Source organism: Terrimonas alba (assembly GCF_042434975.1).
Classification (GTDB): Bacteria; Bacteroidota; Bacteroidia; order Chitinophagales; family Chitinophagaceae; genus Terrimonas_B; species Terrimonas_B alba.
This window is the reverse complement of the sequence record NZ_JBHMQM010000006.1, coordinates 149302-165452: the sequence shown is the minus strand read 5'-3', so window position 1 is coordinate 165452 and position 16151 is coordinate 149302. Positions and strand designations below refer to the sequence as shown.

General features: G+C 42.9%; 16 protein-coding genes. 6 read left to right on the top strand and 10 right to left on the bottom strand.

Annotation, left to right across the window (positions count from 1 at the left end):
- Window positions 1-20 precede the first annotated feature (20 nt).
- The 3 genes from ACFEL9_RS17950 to ACFEL9_RS17940 form a co-directional block, all read right to left on the bottom strand.
- Complete coding sequence (locus tag ACFEL9_RS17950; protein WP_385893059.1) at window positions 21-905, bottom strand: bestrophin family protein; 885 nt, start codon at window positions 903-905, stop codon at window positions 21-23.
- Between the two features lie 64 nt (window positions 906-969).
- Window positions 970-1626, bottom strand: a complete 657-nt coding sequence (locus ACFEL9_RS17945; RefSeq protein ID WP_385893057.1) for a Pr6Pr family membrane protein — start codon at window positions 1624-1626, stop codon at window positions 970-972.
- Window positions 1627-1651: 25 nt separating this feature from the next.
- The gene (locus ACFEL9_RS17940) at window positions 1652-2092 is read right to left on the bottom strand and encodes a nuclear transport factor 2 family protein (RefSeq protein ID WP_385893055.1); all 441 of its coding nucleotides are present in this window, start codon (window positions 2090-2092) and stop codon (window positions 1652-1654) included.
- A 245-nt stretch (window positions 2093-2337) separates the two neighbouring features.
- Between ACFEL9_RS17940 and ACFEL9_RS17935 the strand changes: the two genes are divergently transcribed.
- Entirely contained in the window at window positions 2338-2715 is a 378-nt protein-coding gene (locus ACFEL9_RS17935) for a hypothetical protein (protein ID WP_385893053.1), read from the top strand.
- A 2-nt stretch (window positions 2716-2717) separates the two neighbouring features.
- On the opposite strand, the gene ACFEL9_RS17930 is transcribed toward ACFEL9_RS17935, so the two are convergent.
- On the bottom strand, window positions 2718-3500 hold the full coding sequence (locus ACFEL9_RS17930) for a 3-keto-disaccharide hydrolase (RefSeq protein ID WP_385893051.1): 783 nt from the start codon (window positions 3498-3500) through the stop codon (window positions 2718-2720).
- Between the two features lie 62 nt (window positions 3501-3562).
- Window positions 3563-4369: a class I SAM-dependent methyltransferase gene (locus ACFEL9_RS17925; protein WP_385893049.1), complete on the bottom strand. Its 807-nt coding sequence runs from the start codon at window positions 4367-4369 to the stop codon at window positions 3563-3565.
- 184 nt (window positions 4370-4553) lie between these two features.
- On the opposite strand from ACFEL9_RS17925, the gene glmM reads away from it, so the two are divergent.
- Complete coding sequence (gene glmM / locus ACFEL9_RS17920; RefSeq protein WP_385893046.1) at window positions 4554-5933, top strand: phosphoglucosamine mutase; 1380 nt, start codon at window positions 4554-4556, stop codon at window positions 5931-5933.
- A gap of 93 nt (window positions 5934-6026) precedes the next feature.
- Here the strand turns inward: glmM and ACFEL9_RS17915 are convergent, their stop codons facing one another.
- From ACFEL9_RS17915 to ACFEL9_RS17900, 4 genes are all read right to left on the bottom strand, one after another.
- Entirely contained in the window at window positions 6027-6455 is a 429-nt protein-coding gene (locus ACFEL9_RS17915) for a nuclear transport factor 2 family protein (protein ID WP_385893044.1), read from the bottom strand.
- Window positions 6456-6521: 66 nt separating this feature from the next.
- On the bottom strand, window positions 6522-8765 hold the full coding sequence (locus ACFEL9_RS17910) for a xanthine dehydrogenase family protein molybdopterin-binding subunit (RefSeq protein WP_385893042.1): 2244 nt from the start codon (window positions 8763-8765) through the stop codon (window positions 6522-6524).
- Window positions 8766-8773: 8 nt separating this feature from the next.
- Window positions 8774-9757 (bottom strand): FAD binding domain-containing protein, encoded by a 984-nt coding sequence (locus ACFEL9_RS17905; RefSeq protein ID WP_385893039.1) that lies wholly within the window; start codon window positions 9755-9757, stop codon window positions 8774-8776.
- Between the two features lie 2 nt (window positions 9758-9759).
- Window positions 9760-10383, bottom strand: coding sequence for a 2Fe-2S iron-sulfur cluster-binding protein (locus tag ACFEL9_RS17900; protein ID WP_385893036.1), 624 nt, complete (start codon window positions 10381-10383; stop codon window positions 9760-9762).
- Between the two features lie 224 nt (window positions 10384-10607).
- On the opposite strand from ACFEL9_RS17900, the gene ACFEL9_RS17895 reads away from it, so the two are divergent.
- A complete protein-coding gene (locus tag ACFEL9_RS17895; protein WP_385893034.1) occupies window positions 10608-11738 on the top strand; it encodes a cysteine desulfurase family protein in 1131 nt (376 codons plus the stop codon).
- A 112-nt stretch (window positions 11739-11850) separates the two neighbouring features.
- Here ACFEL9_RS17895 and ACFEL9_RS17890 read toward each other — a convergent pair whose 3' ends face one another.
- A complete protein-coding gene (locus tag ACFEL9_RS17890; protein WP_276503517.1) occupies window positions 11851-12072 on the bottom strand; it encodes a PspC domain-containing protein in 222 nt (73 codons plus the stop codon).
- A gap of 188 nt (window positions 12073-12260) precedes the next feature.
- On the opposite strand from ACFEL9_RS17890, the gene ACFEL9_RS17885 reads away from it, so the two are divergent.
- From ACFEL9_RS17885 to ACFEL9_RS17875, 3 genes are all read left to right on the top strand, one after another.
- Entirely contained in the window at window positions 12261-14528 is a 2268-nt protein-coding gene (locus ACFEL9_RS17885) for an aconitate hydratase (protein ID WP_385893031.1), read from the top strand.
- 609 nt (window positions 14529-15137) lie between these two features.
- Window positions 15138-15695, top strand: coding sequence for a hypothetical protein (locus tag ACFEL9_RS17880; protein WP_385893028.1), 558 nt, complete (start codon window positions 15138-15140; stop codon window positions 15693-15695).
- Between the two features lie 106 nt (window positions 15696-15801).
- A complete protein-coding gene (locus tag ACFEL9_RS17875) occupies window positions 15802-16023 on the top strand; it encodes a hypothetical protein (RefSeq protein ID WP_385893026.1) in 222 nt (73 codons plus the stop codon).
- Window positions 16024-16151 lie beyond the last annotated feature (128 nt).

Genomic DNA, 16151 nt, shown 5'->3' with positions numbered 1-16151 from the left:
TTGCTTTTTAGAAGGGGAGTTTAAATAATTTCTGCAATAGTGCGATGAATGGTTGCCGCTAATTTCTCCGATGGAACATCATTTGGGTCACCGCCAAATGGGTCTTCAATCTCTTCTGCGATCAATTCAAGACTTGCCAATACATAGAATACAATGGCCACTACGGGAATAACATAATAACCCAATGAGAATACATATCCAAATGGCAATGTCATTACATAAACAAAAATAAATTTCTTGATAAATACACTATAGGAAAAAGGGATGGGAGTGTTTTTGATGCGTTCGCAGGCGCCGCAAATATCAGTAAAGGATTGTAATTCGCTATTAAGAACGATCAATTGGTCGCCGCTGATTTTATTTTCTTTATACAATTTTTGTACATGATGAAACATAAGCAACGCTATCTGGTTAGGCACATGTTTGCTCTGATCGATTTCTTTAAATACATGGCCATGCTCTTCGTCATCAAAAAGTTCGATACGTATTTTTTCGGAATGCAGATGATTGTGCAGGCTATAAGCGTAAGCCGGTATGATTTTTCTGAAAAAAGATCGTTGCGCATTTTCCTCAATGGCCAAAAAAGATGAAAGCTTTAAAGCGAGGTTACGGCTATTATTAACCAGGCTTCCCCAAAGCTTGCGGCCTTCCCACCAACGATCATAAGCCGTATTCGTTCTAAAGACCAGCAACATGGAAATCGCAAAACCCAATAATGTATGCATCACAGGGATATTCCTGACATAACTGTTGGTTGAAAGTTTCCAATATTCCAACTCGAGAAAAGTGATGATGGCAGAATAAACGCAAATTCCTATAATAAGTGGCGCCAGTTTGCGAACAGTATCAGCTTTATGAAAGCGAAAAAGGTAAGTGAACCAATCTTTCGGGTTGTAAGAGATCATGAAATTCTTTTGCCAAAAATAGCCATTGCGAAATATTTTCTTAAAAATTTGAACGAGCAGCTCTTTACACGGACTTTAGCGCTGCCCCTTTTAATTTATCAACTCCTATAAATAACAGGCCGGTGATAATAAAGACAAGCAACAGACCTGTTGCATTTATCAAAACCCTGGTATAGCCAAGCTGGCCAGCATCAATAAAAGGATAGGGATAGAATCCTTCCACGACTCCCCTTAACATGGCATAGATAAGATACAGTCCGGGATAGATGAGCCAAAAAATTGCATGACGCCATTTCAAATCTCCCTTCGGCACAAAAAACAACCAGAAGAGAATAAATAATAGCGGAACCGCTACATGTAAAGCTTCATCCACCCATTTTTGCAGACCAGCCGGTTCCCATATGTTGCGTAAAATAATATTGTATACAAGACCGACAATAAAAATATAGAGCGCTACGGCGGTTAGAGAAGCGGGTCTTGAAAAAAATTGTCCCCACTTTGATTGCGGGGCTAAGAGGATTGATGAAGTGGAAATGGCAACAAGCAGGTTGGTGAGTATGGTAAAGAAAAGTAGAAACCGACCTGCTGCCTGCAGGTAAGTAAGACCATTGCCGGGAACATTATGCAATAAGATATATAATTGCAATGCAGGAGCCAGCCATGCCAAAATGACCAGTATGATCATATGTGCAGTAGCGGCTCTGGAAAAGCTGGTTTGCATAAAACCTTTTACAGCAAATTAGCATTTATTTTTTGGGCGGTGGTGACTGCCACAATACATGTGTGATCATCCAGCGGCCTTGTAGCCTGGCAAGTAGTAAATAATCTGTTCCCCACCAGGCCGTCAGCTTTGCATTGGCAGTTTGATCCTGCACGTCGAGTACTTCTATTTTTTTGGGAAATTTCTCCACGTTAGGGTTTACGCCGCGTTTCTTTACATCAGCTGCGTAGTTAATCATCTCCTGGAATGACATTGGCTCACCCTCGTAAACCGTTTTACCCTTCGGGATATAATATCCATATTTTACAACATCGCGGCTGATGCTTTGATGAATCTTGGCGGTGTCGCCATAATAAAAAGCATCAACATAATCTTTTACTGCACTGGATACATCTTCCTGTGGTGACTGTGCAGACGATGCGTAAGCACATACCAGAACGAGTGGGTATAAGAAAGGCCGCTTCATGATTTTTTTATTTAAATTAAGCAGTAGAAAATAAGTAACCCGGCTTTTTTTTTCAACAAAGCAAAACCGGGGATAAAAGGTTGAGACGGCAAAACTTACACCAGTTTTTAAAAGATTTGATTGAGAAAACAGGCCTGCCTGCATTCAACGAATTGCCAGGCTACAAAATTAAATGATGGTTTCGGAGCAATTGATCAGTAAATTTGTATAGCTGCCAGTATTTTTTTACCTGTAAATGAGTTTGTATGTACACACAAATCTGGAATAAGTACTTGCCAGTTATTAGGATTTTATTGAAGAAGTCGGCCACTGAAGAGCAAAGACTCGGTTTAAACAGAACTGATTTTGAAAAAGGGAACCGTACCAGGAAACCATCCTGTTCATTCAATGTAAAGGTCACTAATGGCCGGTTTAATACCGTTAGTCAGTCCGCGGCAGCTAAAGAGTTGGTCGCTGTTTTATTGGAAGATGAAGTAACAAAAAAATTACTCCGCGAACACCACTATCATTTTATTTTAAGTGCCGATTTGCAATTGCGGATCATCAACGACACGCCGATGCCCGACCCCGCGGCTTCTGAAGAAGATATAACCAATAAGGAAGCTGAGGTCGTTAGCCAATAACACTACAATGGACGAACCCAAATATTGCGAAAGCTGATTGGCTCGCTCGGATCGCCATGATCCTGCAGCTTGATTGGCTTAGCTCCGTGTTTTTCATACGAAGGCTGACCGCGGTAGACCGTTTCTCCTTTTAATTCGGTATTGTTTTGCATCAAAACGCCGTTATGAAGCACGGTAACTCTTGCCGGTGTTTTTAAGCTTCCGTCATCATTAAAACGGGGAGCAGTCCATATGATGTCATAGGTTTGCCACTCGCCGGGTTTTTTACAGGCGTTGGCTAACGGAATAGATTGTTTATATACACTGGCAGTTTGCCCGTTGACGTAAGTTTTATTGTTATAGCAATCCAGTATCTGTATTTCGTAACCATTGCCCTCACCGCCGGTAGAAAGAAAAACTCCACTGTTGCCTCTTGCCTGGTTTTCGCCATGAATTATTTTAGGAATTCGCCATTCCAGATGTAACTGATAATCGGTGAAGGATTGTTTTGTCTCAATGTCACCAGTACCTTTCTTAACGGTAAAAACTCCATCGCTGACTATCCAGCCGGCCGGCTGATCCGGATTTTTATTGGAACGCCATTGATCCAAATTTTTCCCATCAAATAAAATAACAGCATCTGATGGAGCATCGCTGCTGGTTTTGCCTGGTGTGACAATCGGCGGAACAGGTGACCATACTTCCGTTAGTTTCGGATCGATCGTGTCCCTATTCACTTTGTTTTGGGCATTAGCAAAAGTGACCGCAGAAGAGATTGCAATCAGCAAGCATAATTGTCTTTTCATCAGAAGAATATTTTATTAAAAATAATGTATTCGAAAATAAAAGCAGTGATCTTGACTTTTTATCATGTCAGAGCATCCGTCCTTCGCCCGTCGCTATATAATCTTTTTTCTTTATCTGCAGGTTCATTCACTTTTTTTTGCGCAATGATGATAAGCCTTGGCGTTTTTCTTATATCGTAGGACTGGAAATGATAATCACCAAATACTTCCTGCACCTGCAGGCCCTGGTAACTGAACATGTCCGTAAAGTCACCCAACGAAAACTTGACAACTTTTTCCGTGAATTCCAGCGGTGATTTTAATGTGGGATCAGTTATCGTGATCTTTTTATAAAAATGAGCGTCGTCATCCCATCGGTGAATTTCGTAATATGTGTCACCGATTTTTTTTATTTCATTAGGCACCAGGTGGTCTTCAGAATAATGTGTATTTAGATAATCAATTACCAGTATTCCACCGGCTTTTAAAGCGGAAGCGATCGTCCTGATTGTATCATCATGTTCACGACGGGTATTGAAATAACCAAAGCTGGTAAAGAAATTAAAAGCGTAGTCAAAATAGTTTCCCCAGAAGGGCAGCCGCATATCATGCAGGAAGAAATGCAGTTTTTCATTTTCATAGTTTTTTGCCCATTCGATACTATCGGGAGAAATGTCAATACCGGTTACATCATAGCCAAGCGATGCCAGCGTTTTACTATGACGGCCTTTTCCGCAGGCAATATCTAACATACGACTGTTAGCTTGAGGTTCCAAATATTTAATGAGTTGAAGAATAAAGGCTTCAGCTTCCCTGTCATCCCGTTCAAAATAAAGCTTATGGTAAAAAGGAGAATTGAACCATTCTTTGTACCAGGATTCTTTCGCCATCGTAACGTTTGCACAAATGTAAGCAGGCTATAATTTCCTGCCGCTTAAATCCGTATTTTTGTTGCCCGTTGAAAATCTCTTCTTTAGAACAGGGTTTCAACATCCATACCTTTGAAACCCGACTTGCTTGTTCGCAGTTTTTGCGATAGCAATCATTAAACCTTAAAATTTACAATTAGGAATTGTGGCATTAATTAAAAGTATTTCTGGCATTAGGGGAACTATCGGCGGAAAACCAGGAGAAAATCTCACTCCGTTGGATGTGGTAAAATTTACCGCTGCTTACGGCACAATTATTTCCGGCAAAAATAAATCAACAAAGATCGTTGTAGGTCGTGATGGCCGCATAAGCGGCGCCATGGTTCGCGATCTTGTTGTAAGCACATTAACCGGCCTGGGTATAAACGTTGTCGATCTCGGACTTTCCACAACACCTACTGTCGAGGTTGCGGTAAAGATGGAAAATGCGGATGGCGGCATCATACTTACAGCCAGTCATAATCCCAAAGAATGGAACGCACTGAAATTGCTGAACAGCGACGGCGAATTTATTTCCGCCGAAACAGGCGCCAAAGTATTGGAGCTGGCAGCAAAAGAAGAATTCAATTTTATTCCTGTCGATAAGTTGGGTACCGTTACCATTGATGATAGCTATTTACAAAAACATATTGACGCCGTATTGTCCTATCCGCTGGTGCATGCCGATGCTATCGCTGCGAAGAAGCTGAAGATAGTAGTGGATGCTGTTAATTCCACCGGCGCAACTTATGTTCCGGCCTTATTAAAAGCATTAGGTGTAAAAGAAGTGATTGTACTGAATGGTGAAGTAACGGGTAAGTTTGCACATAACCCGGAACCCTTACCTGAAAACCTGGTACAGCTTAGCAGCGAAGTAGTAAAGCAAAGGGCCGACCTTGGCATTGCTGTTGATCCTGATGTGGATCGTCTCTGTTTTGTCAATGAAGATGGAAGCATGTTTGGCGAAGAATATACACTGGTAGCGGTTGCTGATTACGTGTTGCGCAATAAAAAAGGTAATACCGTCAGTAACATGAGCAGCACCAAGGCCCTTAAAGAAATAACAGTAAAGAACAGTGGTGAATATTTTCCGTCGGCAGTGGGAGAGGTGAACGTCGTGAAAAAAATGAAGGAAGTAAATGCGGTGATCGGTGGTGAAGGAAATGGCGGCATCATTGTTCCTGACTTTCATTACGGCCGCGATGCCCTGATCGGCATTGGTTTATTCCTTAGCCATTTGGCCAATCACAAAAACGGAATGCGATCACTAAGGGGACAGTACCCGGATTATTTCATTGCTAAAAAGAAAATGGAACTGCAGGATGGAATTGATGTAAACGCCGTTTTTGAAAAGATCAAAAAGAAATACAAGAATCAGCCCGTTAACACTGATGATGGTTTGAAGATAGAATTCGATAACGACTGGGTGCATCTCCGTACGTCCAATACAGAACCTATCATCCGCATTTATTCAGAAAGTGATTTTGAAACAAAGGCTAATAATATCGCTGTACGTTTGATGCAGGATATTAAGGAGTTTATATAGTTCTGTAGATTACAAGCCTGTCGGCAGACGGGTTTAAAATTCACAAGCTGACAATATATACTTTCAGTTTGTGAACTTTTTTATTTTGAAACATTACCTGATCATTTCAGGTTTTAACCCGAGCTTTTTCATGGCTTCTTCTTCATCCTCGTGAGTAACAAAAAGAATAACTTTTGTTTCATTCCCAATTTGCTGAACCATGTAGCTAACATCAAACTCAGTCACTTCATCACCCGTTTTTTCAAATGTCACACCCCAATGAACGGTCACCATTGCATATTCATTGCTAACTGGAATTATTTTCTTACTTAAAATTTTGGCTGATTTTTGCCCGATACTTTTATACATATCACTGGCTTGTTTGGCCTTGCTTAAAAAATCTTTTTTATCCCGCGCAATTGTTCCTTTGGGGCCGGCAGAGATAAAAGTGTCGGCATAGTGCTCAGCAATGGCTGCGATATCCAGTTTGTCAAAAGCATGTTCGTAGTCTTTGAACAGCTTTTCCAGCTTTTTATGATCCATAAACTTGTATTTACGATGTTGGATCAACAAACGGGCCATACCCGGCAGGGTATGGCGAATAAATGGCTACAACAGTTTATCAGGTGTGATGGGCAATTGCCTGATTCTTTTACCCGTAGCGTTATAGACAGCATTCGCTACAGAGGAAGCATAACCTATCAGCGCAATTTCTCCCATTCCTTTCGCACCCATAGGGTTGATGACGGGATCAGGTTTATTGACGAATAATGCATCGATAAACGGTGTATCGGCATTGACCGGCACATGGTAGTCAGCAAAGTTATTGTTGATATACCGGCCGTAGCGATGATCAATAATTGCTTCCTCCGTCAATGCCATTCCAATGCCGCCGACCACACCACCGATCATTTGGCTACGGGCTGTTTTTTCATTGACAATTTTTCCTGCATCGCCGGTTGTTACTACCTGTTTTACTTTCACCACGCCAGTTATTGGATTCACATGCACTTTGGTAAAATGAACCGAGAATGAATACATGGAATATTTGTTTAGTTCTTCACCGCCTTTTGATTCCTTTACAATTTCGATCTGCGGGATATTGTTTTGTTTCAATACTTCGGCATAACTCATATTCACAGCGGGATTGGTTTTTAATGCGACTTTTCCATCTGCAAATACAAGATCTTCCGGTTTTACGGTATGGACATCCCTGGTATGAAATACCGTTCCTTCTTTTAAAGACAGTTGAACCAATTGTTGTTTCAGCGCTTCACATACTTCATGAATAGCTGATCCCAACGTAGAAACCGTTGCTGAACCACCCTGCGTAGGACCGGGCGGAAAACTGGTGTCACCCAACTGGAATTGTATTCTTTCTCTTGGTATGCCCATTTGTTCGGTTGCAATACTTACCATGGCTGTGGCTGTTCCGGGTCCCATGTCACTTACGGCACTTTGTAAAATAAGCGAGCCGTCGTCTTTTAAAATTCCTTTTGCGGCGCCTGCCCATCGGAAGGCAAAAAATACTCCTGATCCCATGCCATAGCCAATCTGCATACCTTCTTCTACCAGGCCTCCGGGGGTTTGACTTCTTTTACTCCAGCCAATTTTTTCCGCTCCCATCTGGTAGCATTCTTTTAAATATTTACTCGACCAGGGTTTATTTTTTTCAGGATCCGTTTCGGCATAATTGCGAATGCGCAGCTCAATCGGATCAAGGTTTAATTTATACGACAATTCGTCCAATGCTGATTCCAATGCGAAAGTGCCGGTAGCTTCACCGGGCCCACGCATCCAGATGGGAGTGCTTACATCCAATGGCAATAGTTTGTAGCTTGTGTTTACATTGGGACAGGCATATAAGAATTTTGAAACATTTACGATGCCTTCAGTAAAATTTTCGTACGATGATGTCTGAGCTATTGCATAATGCGTGATGCCCAATAATTTTCCATCCGTTGTGGCGCCAATGCCGATCTTTTGCCAGGCACAGGGACGATAACCAACCATGGTAAACATCTGGTCACGGCTCAGCATGAGCTTTACCGGGCGATTTACTTTTTTGGCGGCGATTATTGTTGCAATTTCATGCGGCCAGGTGCGTAACGCACTGCCAAAGCCGCCGCCAACAAATGCTGCAATTACTTTCACATTGGCAGCCGGCAATTTAAAAGCCTGCACTATTGCACCCTGCGTATCTTTTGGTCCCTGTGTTTTTGTATATACGGTTACTTTATAATCGGTTTCCCAGTTGGCAATAATAGCATGCATCTCCATTGGGTTATGTGTTTCTATTGGAATAACATATTCTTCTTCCAATTTCACCGGTGCTTTCTTATATGCATCCGCTTCACCTCTTTTATATTCGGCAGGATCCCAGCCTTCTTTAGGTTCTTTGGCTTTGGAAAGATTTTTTAAAAAATCTGTATGATGTACTTCTTTGCTGTATTGAGCTTTTACTAATGAAGCGGCATATACAGCCCTTTCATACGTATCCGCCACAACAATGGCAATAGGCTGACCATTGGAGTAAACACGGTTGTTATAAAAAACTTTAAGCCCTTCCCAATCTTTTGCTTCCGGATTTGCTTTTTTATCAACCGGTGCGAAACCCGGCACTTTGGGTGAATTTAAATGCGAGATCACGGCTAAAACGCCAGGAGCATTTTCAGCAGCTTTTGTATCCAGCAATTTGATCGTTCCTTTTGCAATGCTGCTGCCGACAATCACAGCATAGGTCATTTGCGGCAGCTTATGTTCGGCGGCATAACGGGCAGCACCAGTCACTTTATCCTTTCCATCTACACGGTCGGTAAATCCCGGCATTTCTATATCGAAAAGAGTATCCATGTTTGTAGTTATGACTGTTGAGAAGAAACTAATTGCAATGCCTGTTGTACAGCAGCAGGAACCATTTTTATTTTAAAATCATTATGGCCATAGGATTTTGCACCTTTTATCGCCATCGTGGCTGCAGTGCTGATCGTTTCTTTTGATAGTGTTTTACCGGCCAGGAATTTTTCTACCTCATTCAACCGCCAGGGTTTGTGAGCCACACCACCGAGTGCCAGCCTCGCGGTTTTAATCGTGTTGTTATCGAATTCCAGCGCCACGGCTACCGATACCAATGCAAAAGCGTAGGAAGCACGGTCCCTGATCTTTAAATAATGACTGTGGGTAAAGTTGTTTTTGGGAATCGCGACACTGGTTATCAATTCTCCTTTTTGTAAGCTGTTATCTTTTTCAGGTGTTGCACCCGGAAGACGATGAAAATCGGTTAACAAAATTTTCCGGTCGCCTTTTGGTCCTGTTACATTCACTTCGGCATCCAGTGCTGCCAGCGCCACACACATGTCGCTGGGATGAACAGCGATACAACTGCTACTTGCGCCAAAGATGGCATGCATGCGATTGAAACCCTGCAATGCGCCGCAGCCGCTGCCCGGTTTTCGTTTATTGCAGGGCATTGTCGTATCATAAAAGTAAACGCACCGGGTTCGCTGCATTATATTGCCTCCAACCGTTGCCATATTTCTCAACTGACCGGATGCCCCGGCCTCTAGTGCCATAGTAAGCAAAGGGAATTTTTCCCTGACTATACGGTGGGCCGCTACATCACTATTGATGGCCAACGCACCAATTGATATTCCTTTATCCGTTTCTTCAATTTGCCTGAGCGGAAGATTATTAATATCAATGACACGGGTAGGGGTCATGACTCCTTTTTTCATCAGGTCTACCAAATTGGTACCGCCCGCAATAAAACCACCCGTGGGATTTTTGGTTAATGCATTGACGGCATCTTTTACGGTGGATACTCTTGTGTATTCAAAGTTGATCATAGCTATTGCCCTCCTTTTTTTACATCCATGATGGCGTCAACAATATTGGGATAGGCGCCGCAACGGCAAATATTACCACTCATATATTCACTGATCTCTTCCCGGTTATCCGCACTGGTTTCACTAACACAGGCTACCGCAGACATGATTTGCCCCGGTGTGCAATAGCCGCATTGAAATCCGTCATGTTTTATAAATGCCGTTTGCATAGGATGCAGTTCATCTCCTTTTGCGAGGCCTTCAATCGTAATAATTGTTTTACCGTGATTCATGACGGCCAGGGAGAGGCAGGAATTGATCCGCTTGCCATCCACATGCACCGTGCAGGCGCCGCATTGCCCATGGTCACATCCTTTCTTGGTACCTGTTAATCCCAACTGCTCACGAAGAAAGTCCAACAGCGTTACCCGCGGCTCAACCGACGTATTTACGGTTGCGCCGTTTATGGTCAATTGCAAGGGAATCTTTTCAAACATCTCAGCTATTTTTTCATCTTTTTCACCGGCTTTTACCAAAAGGGGAGGAGACATGGCAATAGCCGCGGCGGCAGTAGATTTTTTTAGAAAGCTGCGGCGGGTTTCGCCCTTACCATTTTTTTTGCCCGACGACATTTTGTGCTCTTCCATAAAATTCAGATTGTCATTGCTCTCTAAATTTACTTTATTCTGAAATATTTTGATCAGTGAACTTGCCAATGCTTCCCATCAGCAAAAAATGAGTTGCCTGCGTGAGGAGTACGAATATTTCCTTTTTAAGTGCCACGAACAAACATTTGAACTTACCTATCTTTGCGGCTCTTTAAAACAATGAGTTGCCTGCTCATCGCCCGCAGCTCAAAGCTCAAAGCTTTATGACGAATCGTATTTATTTTGACAATGCCGCTACAACAGCTCTTGATAAGGAAGTTTTGGATGCCATGTTGCCTTATATGACTACGCATTTTGGTAATCCCTCTTCTATCTATTCCTATGGCCGGGAATCAAGATTGGCAATTGAAACAGCGAGAAAAACGGTGGCCCGGTTGCTCAATGCACATCCTGGTGAGATATTTTTTACCAGTGGCGGCACGGAAAGTAATAACGCTGCTATTCTTTCCGCTATCCGTGATTTGGGTTGTAAGCATATCATTTCATCGCCAATTGAGCATCATGCCGTGTTGCATACAGTAGAACATTATGGCTGTAGTGAAGGGTTAAGCTACAGTTATGTGAAGTTGTTGCCCGATGGTCATATTGATTTAAAAGACCTGGAAGCGCAACTGGCTTCACATGAAGAAAGATGCTTGGTGACACTAATGCATGCCAATAATGAAATCGGTAACCTGCTGCCGATAAAAGCGGTAGGCACTTTGTGCAATAAATACAATGCGATTTTTCATTCGGACTGTGTGCAAACCGTGGGTCACTATCCCATCGACCTGCGAAAAATTCCGGTGCATTTTATTTCCGGTGCCGGTCATAAGTTTCATGGGCCAAAAGGTGTCGGCATTTTATACATTAATGACAATGTAAAAGCAAAGCCATTTATCTATGGTGGCGGACAGGAACGTAATATGCGTGCCGGGACGGAAAATTTATATGGCATAGTCGGTTTTGCAAAGGCTCTCGAACTGGCTATGGCCAATCATGAAAAGGATAGCGGATATATCCAGTCGCTGAAGACTTATATGATGGAGCAACTGCGGCAAAAAATAAATGGTGTTGTTTTCAATGGCGACCAAACGGGCAGTTGTTTGTACACCGTATTAAGCGTTGCATTTCCAAAAACGGAAAAATCCGAGATGATCCTTTTCAATCTTGACATAAACAATATTTGTGTATCGGGCGGAAGTGCCTGCAGCAGCGGCGCCGACCAGGGGTCACATGTAATTCGTGCCATCAATAATAATCCTAACCTGGTAACCGTTCGTTTCTCCTTTTCCAAATTCAACACCAAAGAAGAAGTGGATGCGGTGGTGGAGAAGGTGAAGGAATTGATTTAGGAAAGGGGGGAGGGCTTGGCTAGTAGCGAGTGGGACGTAAGAGATGTGCTATAAATGATATTACTTTTAAACTTTCGAATACCCACTAGCCGCTTCCCACCTACCATTCCCCCTACAAATAATACCACGGATTTCTTCTGGCCGCTTTTACGTAGCTGCGTATATTTTTCCAGAAAGCAAGGATCATATAAATAATGATCGGGGAGCCCATTGTCAGCAGGGATGTATAAATAAAATACTGGCGGATGCGGCTGGGGGCAATACCTATCTTGTCGCCAATGGCTGAACAAACGCCAAAGGCATTCCATTCTACAAAGCTTTTGAACCTGTTCATATTGTAAATTTAAAAAATCCTTGTAAAGCGACCAATCACGCCGGAAAAAAGATTGTTTTATCGTAAATTCGCTGCGCTTTAAAAAGAGTCCATAGTCGCAGTCTATAGTCGACAGCAATATCCAATGCTGTGGTCCGTTGTCCATCGACCGTGGTCGCATTTTGACACTCAAACTCAAACTATTCTCAATGGTATTCGACCTCGATCTCATTAAAAAAACTTATGATGAAATGCCGGGCAAAGTATCTGCTGCACGCCAGCTGCTCGGTAAACCTTTGACACTAACAGAAAAAATTTTGTATTCCCACCTCTATGGTGCACTGCCTCAAACTGCTTACACAAGGGGAAAAGATTATGTAGACTTTGCTCCGGACAGGGTGGCCATGCAGGATGCAACGGCCCAAATGGCTTTGCTCCAATTCAGCACTGCCGGCCGTAGTAAAGTAGCTGTTCCTTCTACCGTGCATTGCGATCACCTGATACAGGCAAAGACGGGTGCTGTGGCTGACCTTGCCACCGCTAATGAAGTAAATAAAGAGGTATATGACTTCCTCGCCTCCATTTCAGATAAATATGGTATCGGCTTTTGGAAACCCGGTGCTGGTATCATTCACCAGGTAGTGCTGGAAAATTATGCATTCCCCGGCGGTATGATGATCGGAACGGACTCGCATACACCAAATGCCGGTGGATTGGGTATGGTGGCCATTGGTGTAGGTGGTGCAGATGCAGTAGATGTGATGGCCGGTTTGCCATGGGAATTGAAAATGCCAAAAGTGATCGGTGTAAAACTAACTGGTAAAATGAGCGGCTGGACATCCGCAAAGGATGTAATTCTTTGGGTAGCTGGTCAGTTGACTGTAAAAGGCGGTACCGGTGCTATTGTAGAGTATTTTGGGGAAGGTGCAGATAGCATGAGTGCAACCGGGAAAGGCACGGTATGTAATATGGGGGCCGAAATAGGAGCTACCTGCTCATTGTTTGCTTATGATGAAAAAATGAGTGCTTACCTGAAGTCAACCGGTCGTGAAGAAGTAGCGGCAATGGCCGATAAGATCAAAGATCATCTTCGCCCTGATGAAGAAGTGATGGGCGATCCCTTAAAATATTATGACCAGGTGTTGGAACTGGACCTGAACACACTTGAGCCTTATGTGAATGGGCCATTCACCCCCGACCTGGCTACACCGATCTCCAAAATGGCCGAAGCGGTAAAAGCCAATGACTGGCCGGCTAAGTTGGAAGTGGCGTTGATCGGTAGCTGTACCAACTCTTCGTATGAAGATATCAGCCGTTCTGCTTCCATTGTAAAAGATGCGATCAGCAAAGGACTTAAAGCCAATTCTGAATTTACCATCACCCCGGGTAGTGAACTGGTACGGTTTACTATTGAGAGAGATGGTTTCATTGATACGTTTGAAAGTGTAGGCGGCGTGGTATTGGCCAATGCCTGCGGCCCCTGTATCGGTCAGTGGGCAAGACATATTGATGATCCGAAACGTAAGAACACCATCATCACTTCGTTTAACCGCAACTTCGCCAAACGTAATGATGGTTTGGCCTCAACCCATGCATTTGTTGCTTCACCTGAGGTGGTAACAGCGATGGCTATTGCCGGTACGATTGCATTTAATCCATTAACGGATAAATTAAAGAATGCAAACGGTGAGGAAGTATTATTGGCTGAACCCAGAGGATATGAATTACCGCCCAAAGGTTTTGCAGTGGAGGATGCCGGTTACCAGGCGCCTGCCGAAGATGGCAGCCAGGTAAAAGTAGTGGTTAGCCCTGACAGCGATCGTTTACAATTATTATCGGCTTTCGCACCCTGGGAGGGAACCGATTTGCTCAATTTAAAATTATTGATCAAGGCAAAAGGAAAATGTACCACTGACCATATTTCTATGGCTGGTCCCTGGTTGAAATACCGTGGTCACCTCGATAATATCAGCAATAATATGCTGATTGGTGCTATCAACTATTTTAATGACAGTACAGACTCCGTAAAAAATCAGTTGACGGGTGACTATGGACCCGTGCCTGCTACCGCCCGTGCTTATAAAGCCGCCAATATTGGAAGCATTGTAGTAGGAGATGAAAACTATGGTGAAGGTTCATCAAGAGAGCATGCGGCGATGGAGCCGCGTCACCTGGGCGTAAGAGCTATATTGGTAAGAAGCTTTGCCCGTATCCACGAAACAAACCTGAAGAAACAGGGCATGCTGGCTCTCACGTTTGCCAACAAGGAAGACTATGATAAAATACAGGAGGATGATAATATCGATATTGAAGGATTGACCGAGTTTGCTCCCGGCAAACCGTTGCGCATCGAGCTCAAACATCTTGATGGCACGAGTGAATACATTGAAGCAAACCACACCTACAATGAACAACAAATTGAATGGTTCAAGGCAGGTGGTGCGCTGAATGTGATAAGAGCACAGTTTGCAAAATAAAAAATTGTCATCCTGAGCCTGACGAAGGATAGCTAATCGAAGCGCAGATAAAACGAAAACCCCGAATCTTGACAATAGAAGGTCCTTTCGCGAAAGCGGAGGGACTTTTTATTTGCGATGTAAGTTAGGTCTCACGTCGACCATGACAGAGCACTGTAGGTAATGAGCAGTTAAATGGCGAATGGTGAATTGGTACAACAACAATTGGAATGGCGAAGATCAACGATTTGAAAATCAAATGTTGCTTTTCTTGACAAGCTGGTTTGAGTGCCATAAATTTACGTGTTCGACCGCAATGCCTTGCACAAGGAAAAATTCCTTCGTCCGCTTTGCGGACTCCCGGTCTTTTTCTCCATCGCTATTGCGGTCGAACGATCGGGATTTACTTGTAAATTTATCGGGCGGTGAACTTTGTGCAAGTCACCTGCGGCGAACAAAAGGATTTACAAAATGCCCCAATAAATTTCCACGTACCCACAGATTCTCGCAGCTGCTTCGCTGAAACCTTTGGTTTCGCTCCCGCATCTGCTCCATCCGTGGGCACTTCGTAAATCCCGATCGTTATGCGTCAGCTTAAATCGACACCTCACTAAAAAAACTCCAACACAAATGAAGAGACTAATAGCTTTTTTTCTGACATTTTCAACCGTGACAACATTCGCCCAGGACAAATACAACTATACCCATTTCAACAAATTGACAGAAGTTGAAGGCACTGACTATGTCATTGCAAGCATTGAAAACTGGGGGAAAATGGATGGACTTAAAAACAGATACCTTCTATTCATTGACACCAAAAGTGGTCAGACAAACCAAGTTGATTTTCCTAACGAAGGCTATTTCCAAAAAATTGAGCAGGTAAAGATTGACGACTTAGGTATTAACAAAATCATTGTATCGGCTCAAACCGTCGACTTAGACGGTAAAAAAGGAATTGACTGGAATGACCCGACACAGTTAATAGTTCTTTCAACTGACGGAAAAGAAAAAACTCAACTCACAGACAGTAAATTATTTGTCCGGACATGGGTGGTTAACAAAAAAACAGGGACAATTGTAATTACAGGACACTACGACACAAATAACAACGGCAAATACGACAAGACAGACAAAAACGAAGTAGGTATTTACGATCTAAAAGCACTGAAACTAATAAACAAAATTTGACAAGCCGAACGCAGAATATCAGGTTTTGTGCAAGTGCGGCTTGACAAACATCATCAGCCAATTGCTGTCTCGTCCGAAATAGGGGGTTACACAAAAACCAAATTTTATGGACATTGAACAACAAGCCGTTCATGAGTATTTAACGCAAGGATTTAACCGGCCATCAACTGGCAACATCTATGGCAAACAAAATAAAAGTATTGGCTATTTCTGGAAGTACGAGACAATCATCTTCAAATCTAAATCTTATAAAAGCAATCGCCGACCTGACATCAGAAATATTTACCACAACTACGATGCATCTGCTACACAATCGGAGGCAATATGAAAACTTATTGGTTATGGAGCCGGTGCTAACTAAATTGCCTGCTTAGGATTAATTTCAATTCTGCCGTTAAAAATGGACAAATTTCCGAATTGGGCTGACCATATTTTTGTTTTTATTTTTTGCATACT

Coding starts and splice junctions, on each gene's coding strand:
- ACFEL9_RS17950 (WP_385893059.1), bottom strand. CDS start 905: ATGATCTCTTACAACCCGAAAGATTGGTTCACTTACCTTTTTCGCTTT.
- ACFEL9_RS17945 (WP_385893057.1), bottom strand. CDS start 1,626: ATGCAAACCAGCTTTTCCAGAGCCGCTACTGCACATATGATCATACTG.
- ACFEL9_RS17940 (WP_385893055.1), bottom strand. CDS start 2,092: ATGAAGCGGCCTTTCTTATACCCACTCGTTCTGGTATGTGCTTACGCA.
- ACFEL9_RS17935 (WP_385893053.1), top strand. CDS start 2,338: ATGTACACACAAATCTGGAATAAGTACTTGCCAGTTATTAGGATTTTA.
- ACFEL9_RS17930 (WP_385893051.1), bottom strand. CDS start 3,500: ATGAAAAGACAATTATGCTTGCTGATTGCAATCTCTTCTGCGGTCACT.
- ACFEL9_RS17925 (WP_385893049.1), bottom strand. CDS start 4,369: ATGGCGAAAGAATCCTGGTACAAAGAATGGTTCAATTCTCCTTTTTAC.
- ACFEL9_RS17915 (WP_385893044.1), bottom strand. CDS start 6,455: ATGGATCATAAAAAGCTGGAAAAGCTGTTCAAAGACTACGAACATGCT.
- ACFEL9_RS17910 (WP_385893042.1), bottom strand. CDS start 8,765: ATGGATACTCTTTTCGATATAGAAATGCCGGGATTTACCGACCGTGTA.
- ACFEL9_RS17905 (WP_385893039.1), bottom strand. CDS start 9,757: ATGATCAACTTTGAATACACAAGAGTATCCACCGTAAAAGATGCCGTC.
- ACFEL9_RS17900 (WP_385893036.1), bottom strand. CDS start 10,383: ATGGAAGAGCACAAAATGTCGTCGGGCAAAAAAAATGGTAAGGGCGAA.
- ACFEL9_RS17895 (WP_385893034.1), top strand. CDS start 10,608: ATGACGAATCGTATTTATTTTGACAATGCCGCTACAACAGCTCTTGAT.
- ACFEL9_RS17890 (WP_276503517.1), bottom strand. CDS start 12,072: ATGAACAGGTTCAAAAGCTTTGTAGAATGGAATGCCTTTGGCGTTTGT.
- ACFEL9_RS17885 (WP_385893031.1), top strand. CDS start 12,261: ATGGTATTCGACCTCGATCTCATTAAAAAAACTTATGATGAAATGCCG.
- ACFEL9_RS17880 (WP_385893028.1), top strand. CDS start 15,138: ATGAAGAGACTAATAGCTTTTTTTCTGACATTTTCAACCGTGACAACA.
- ACFEL9_RS17875 (WP_385893026.1), top strand. CDS start 15,802: ATGGACATTGAACAACAAGCCGTTCATGAGTATTTAACGCAAGGATTT.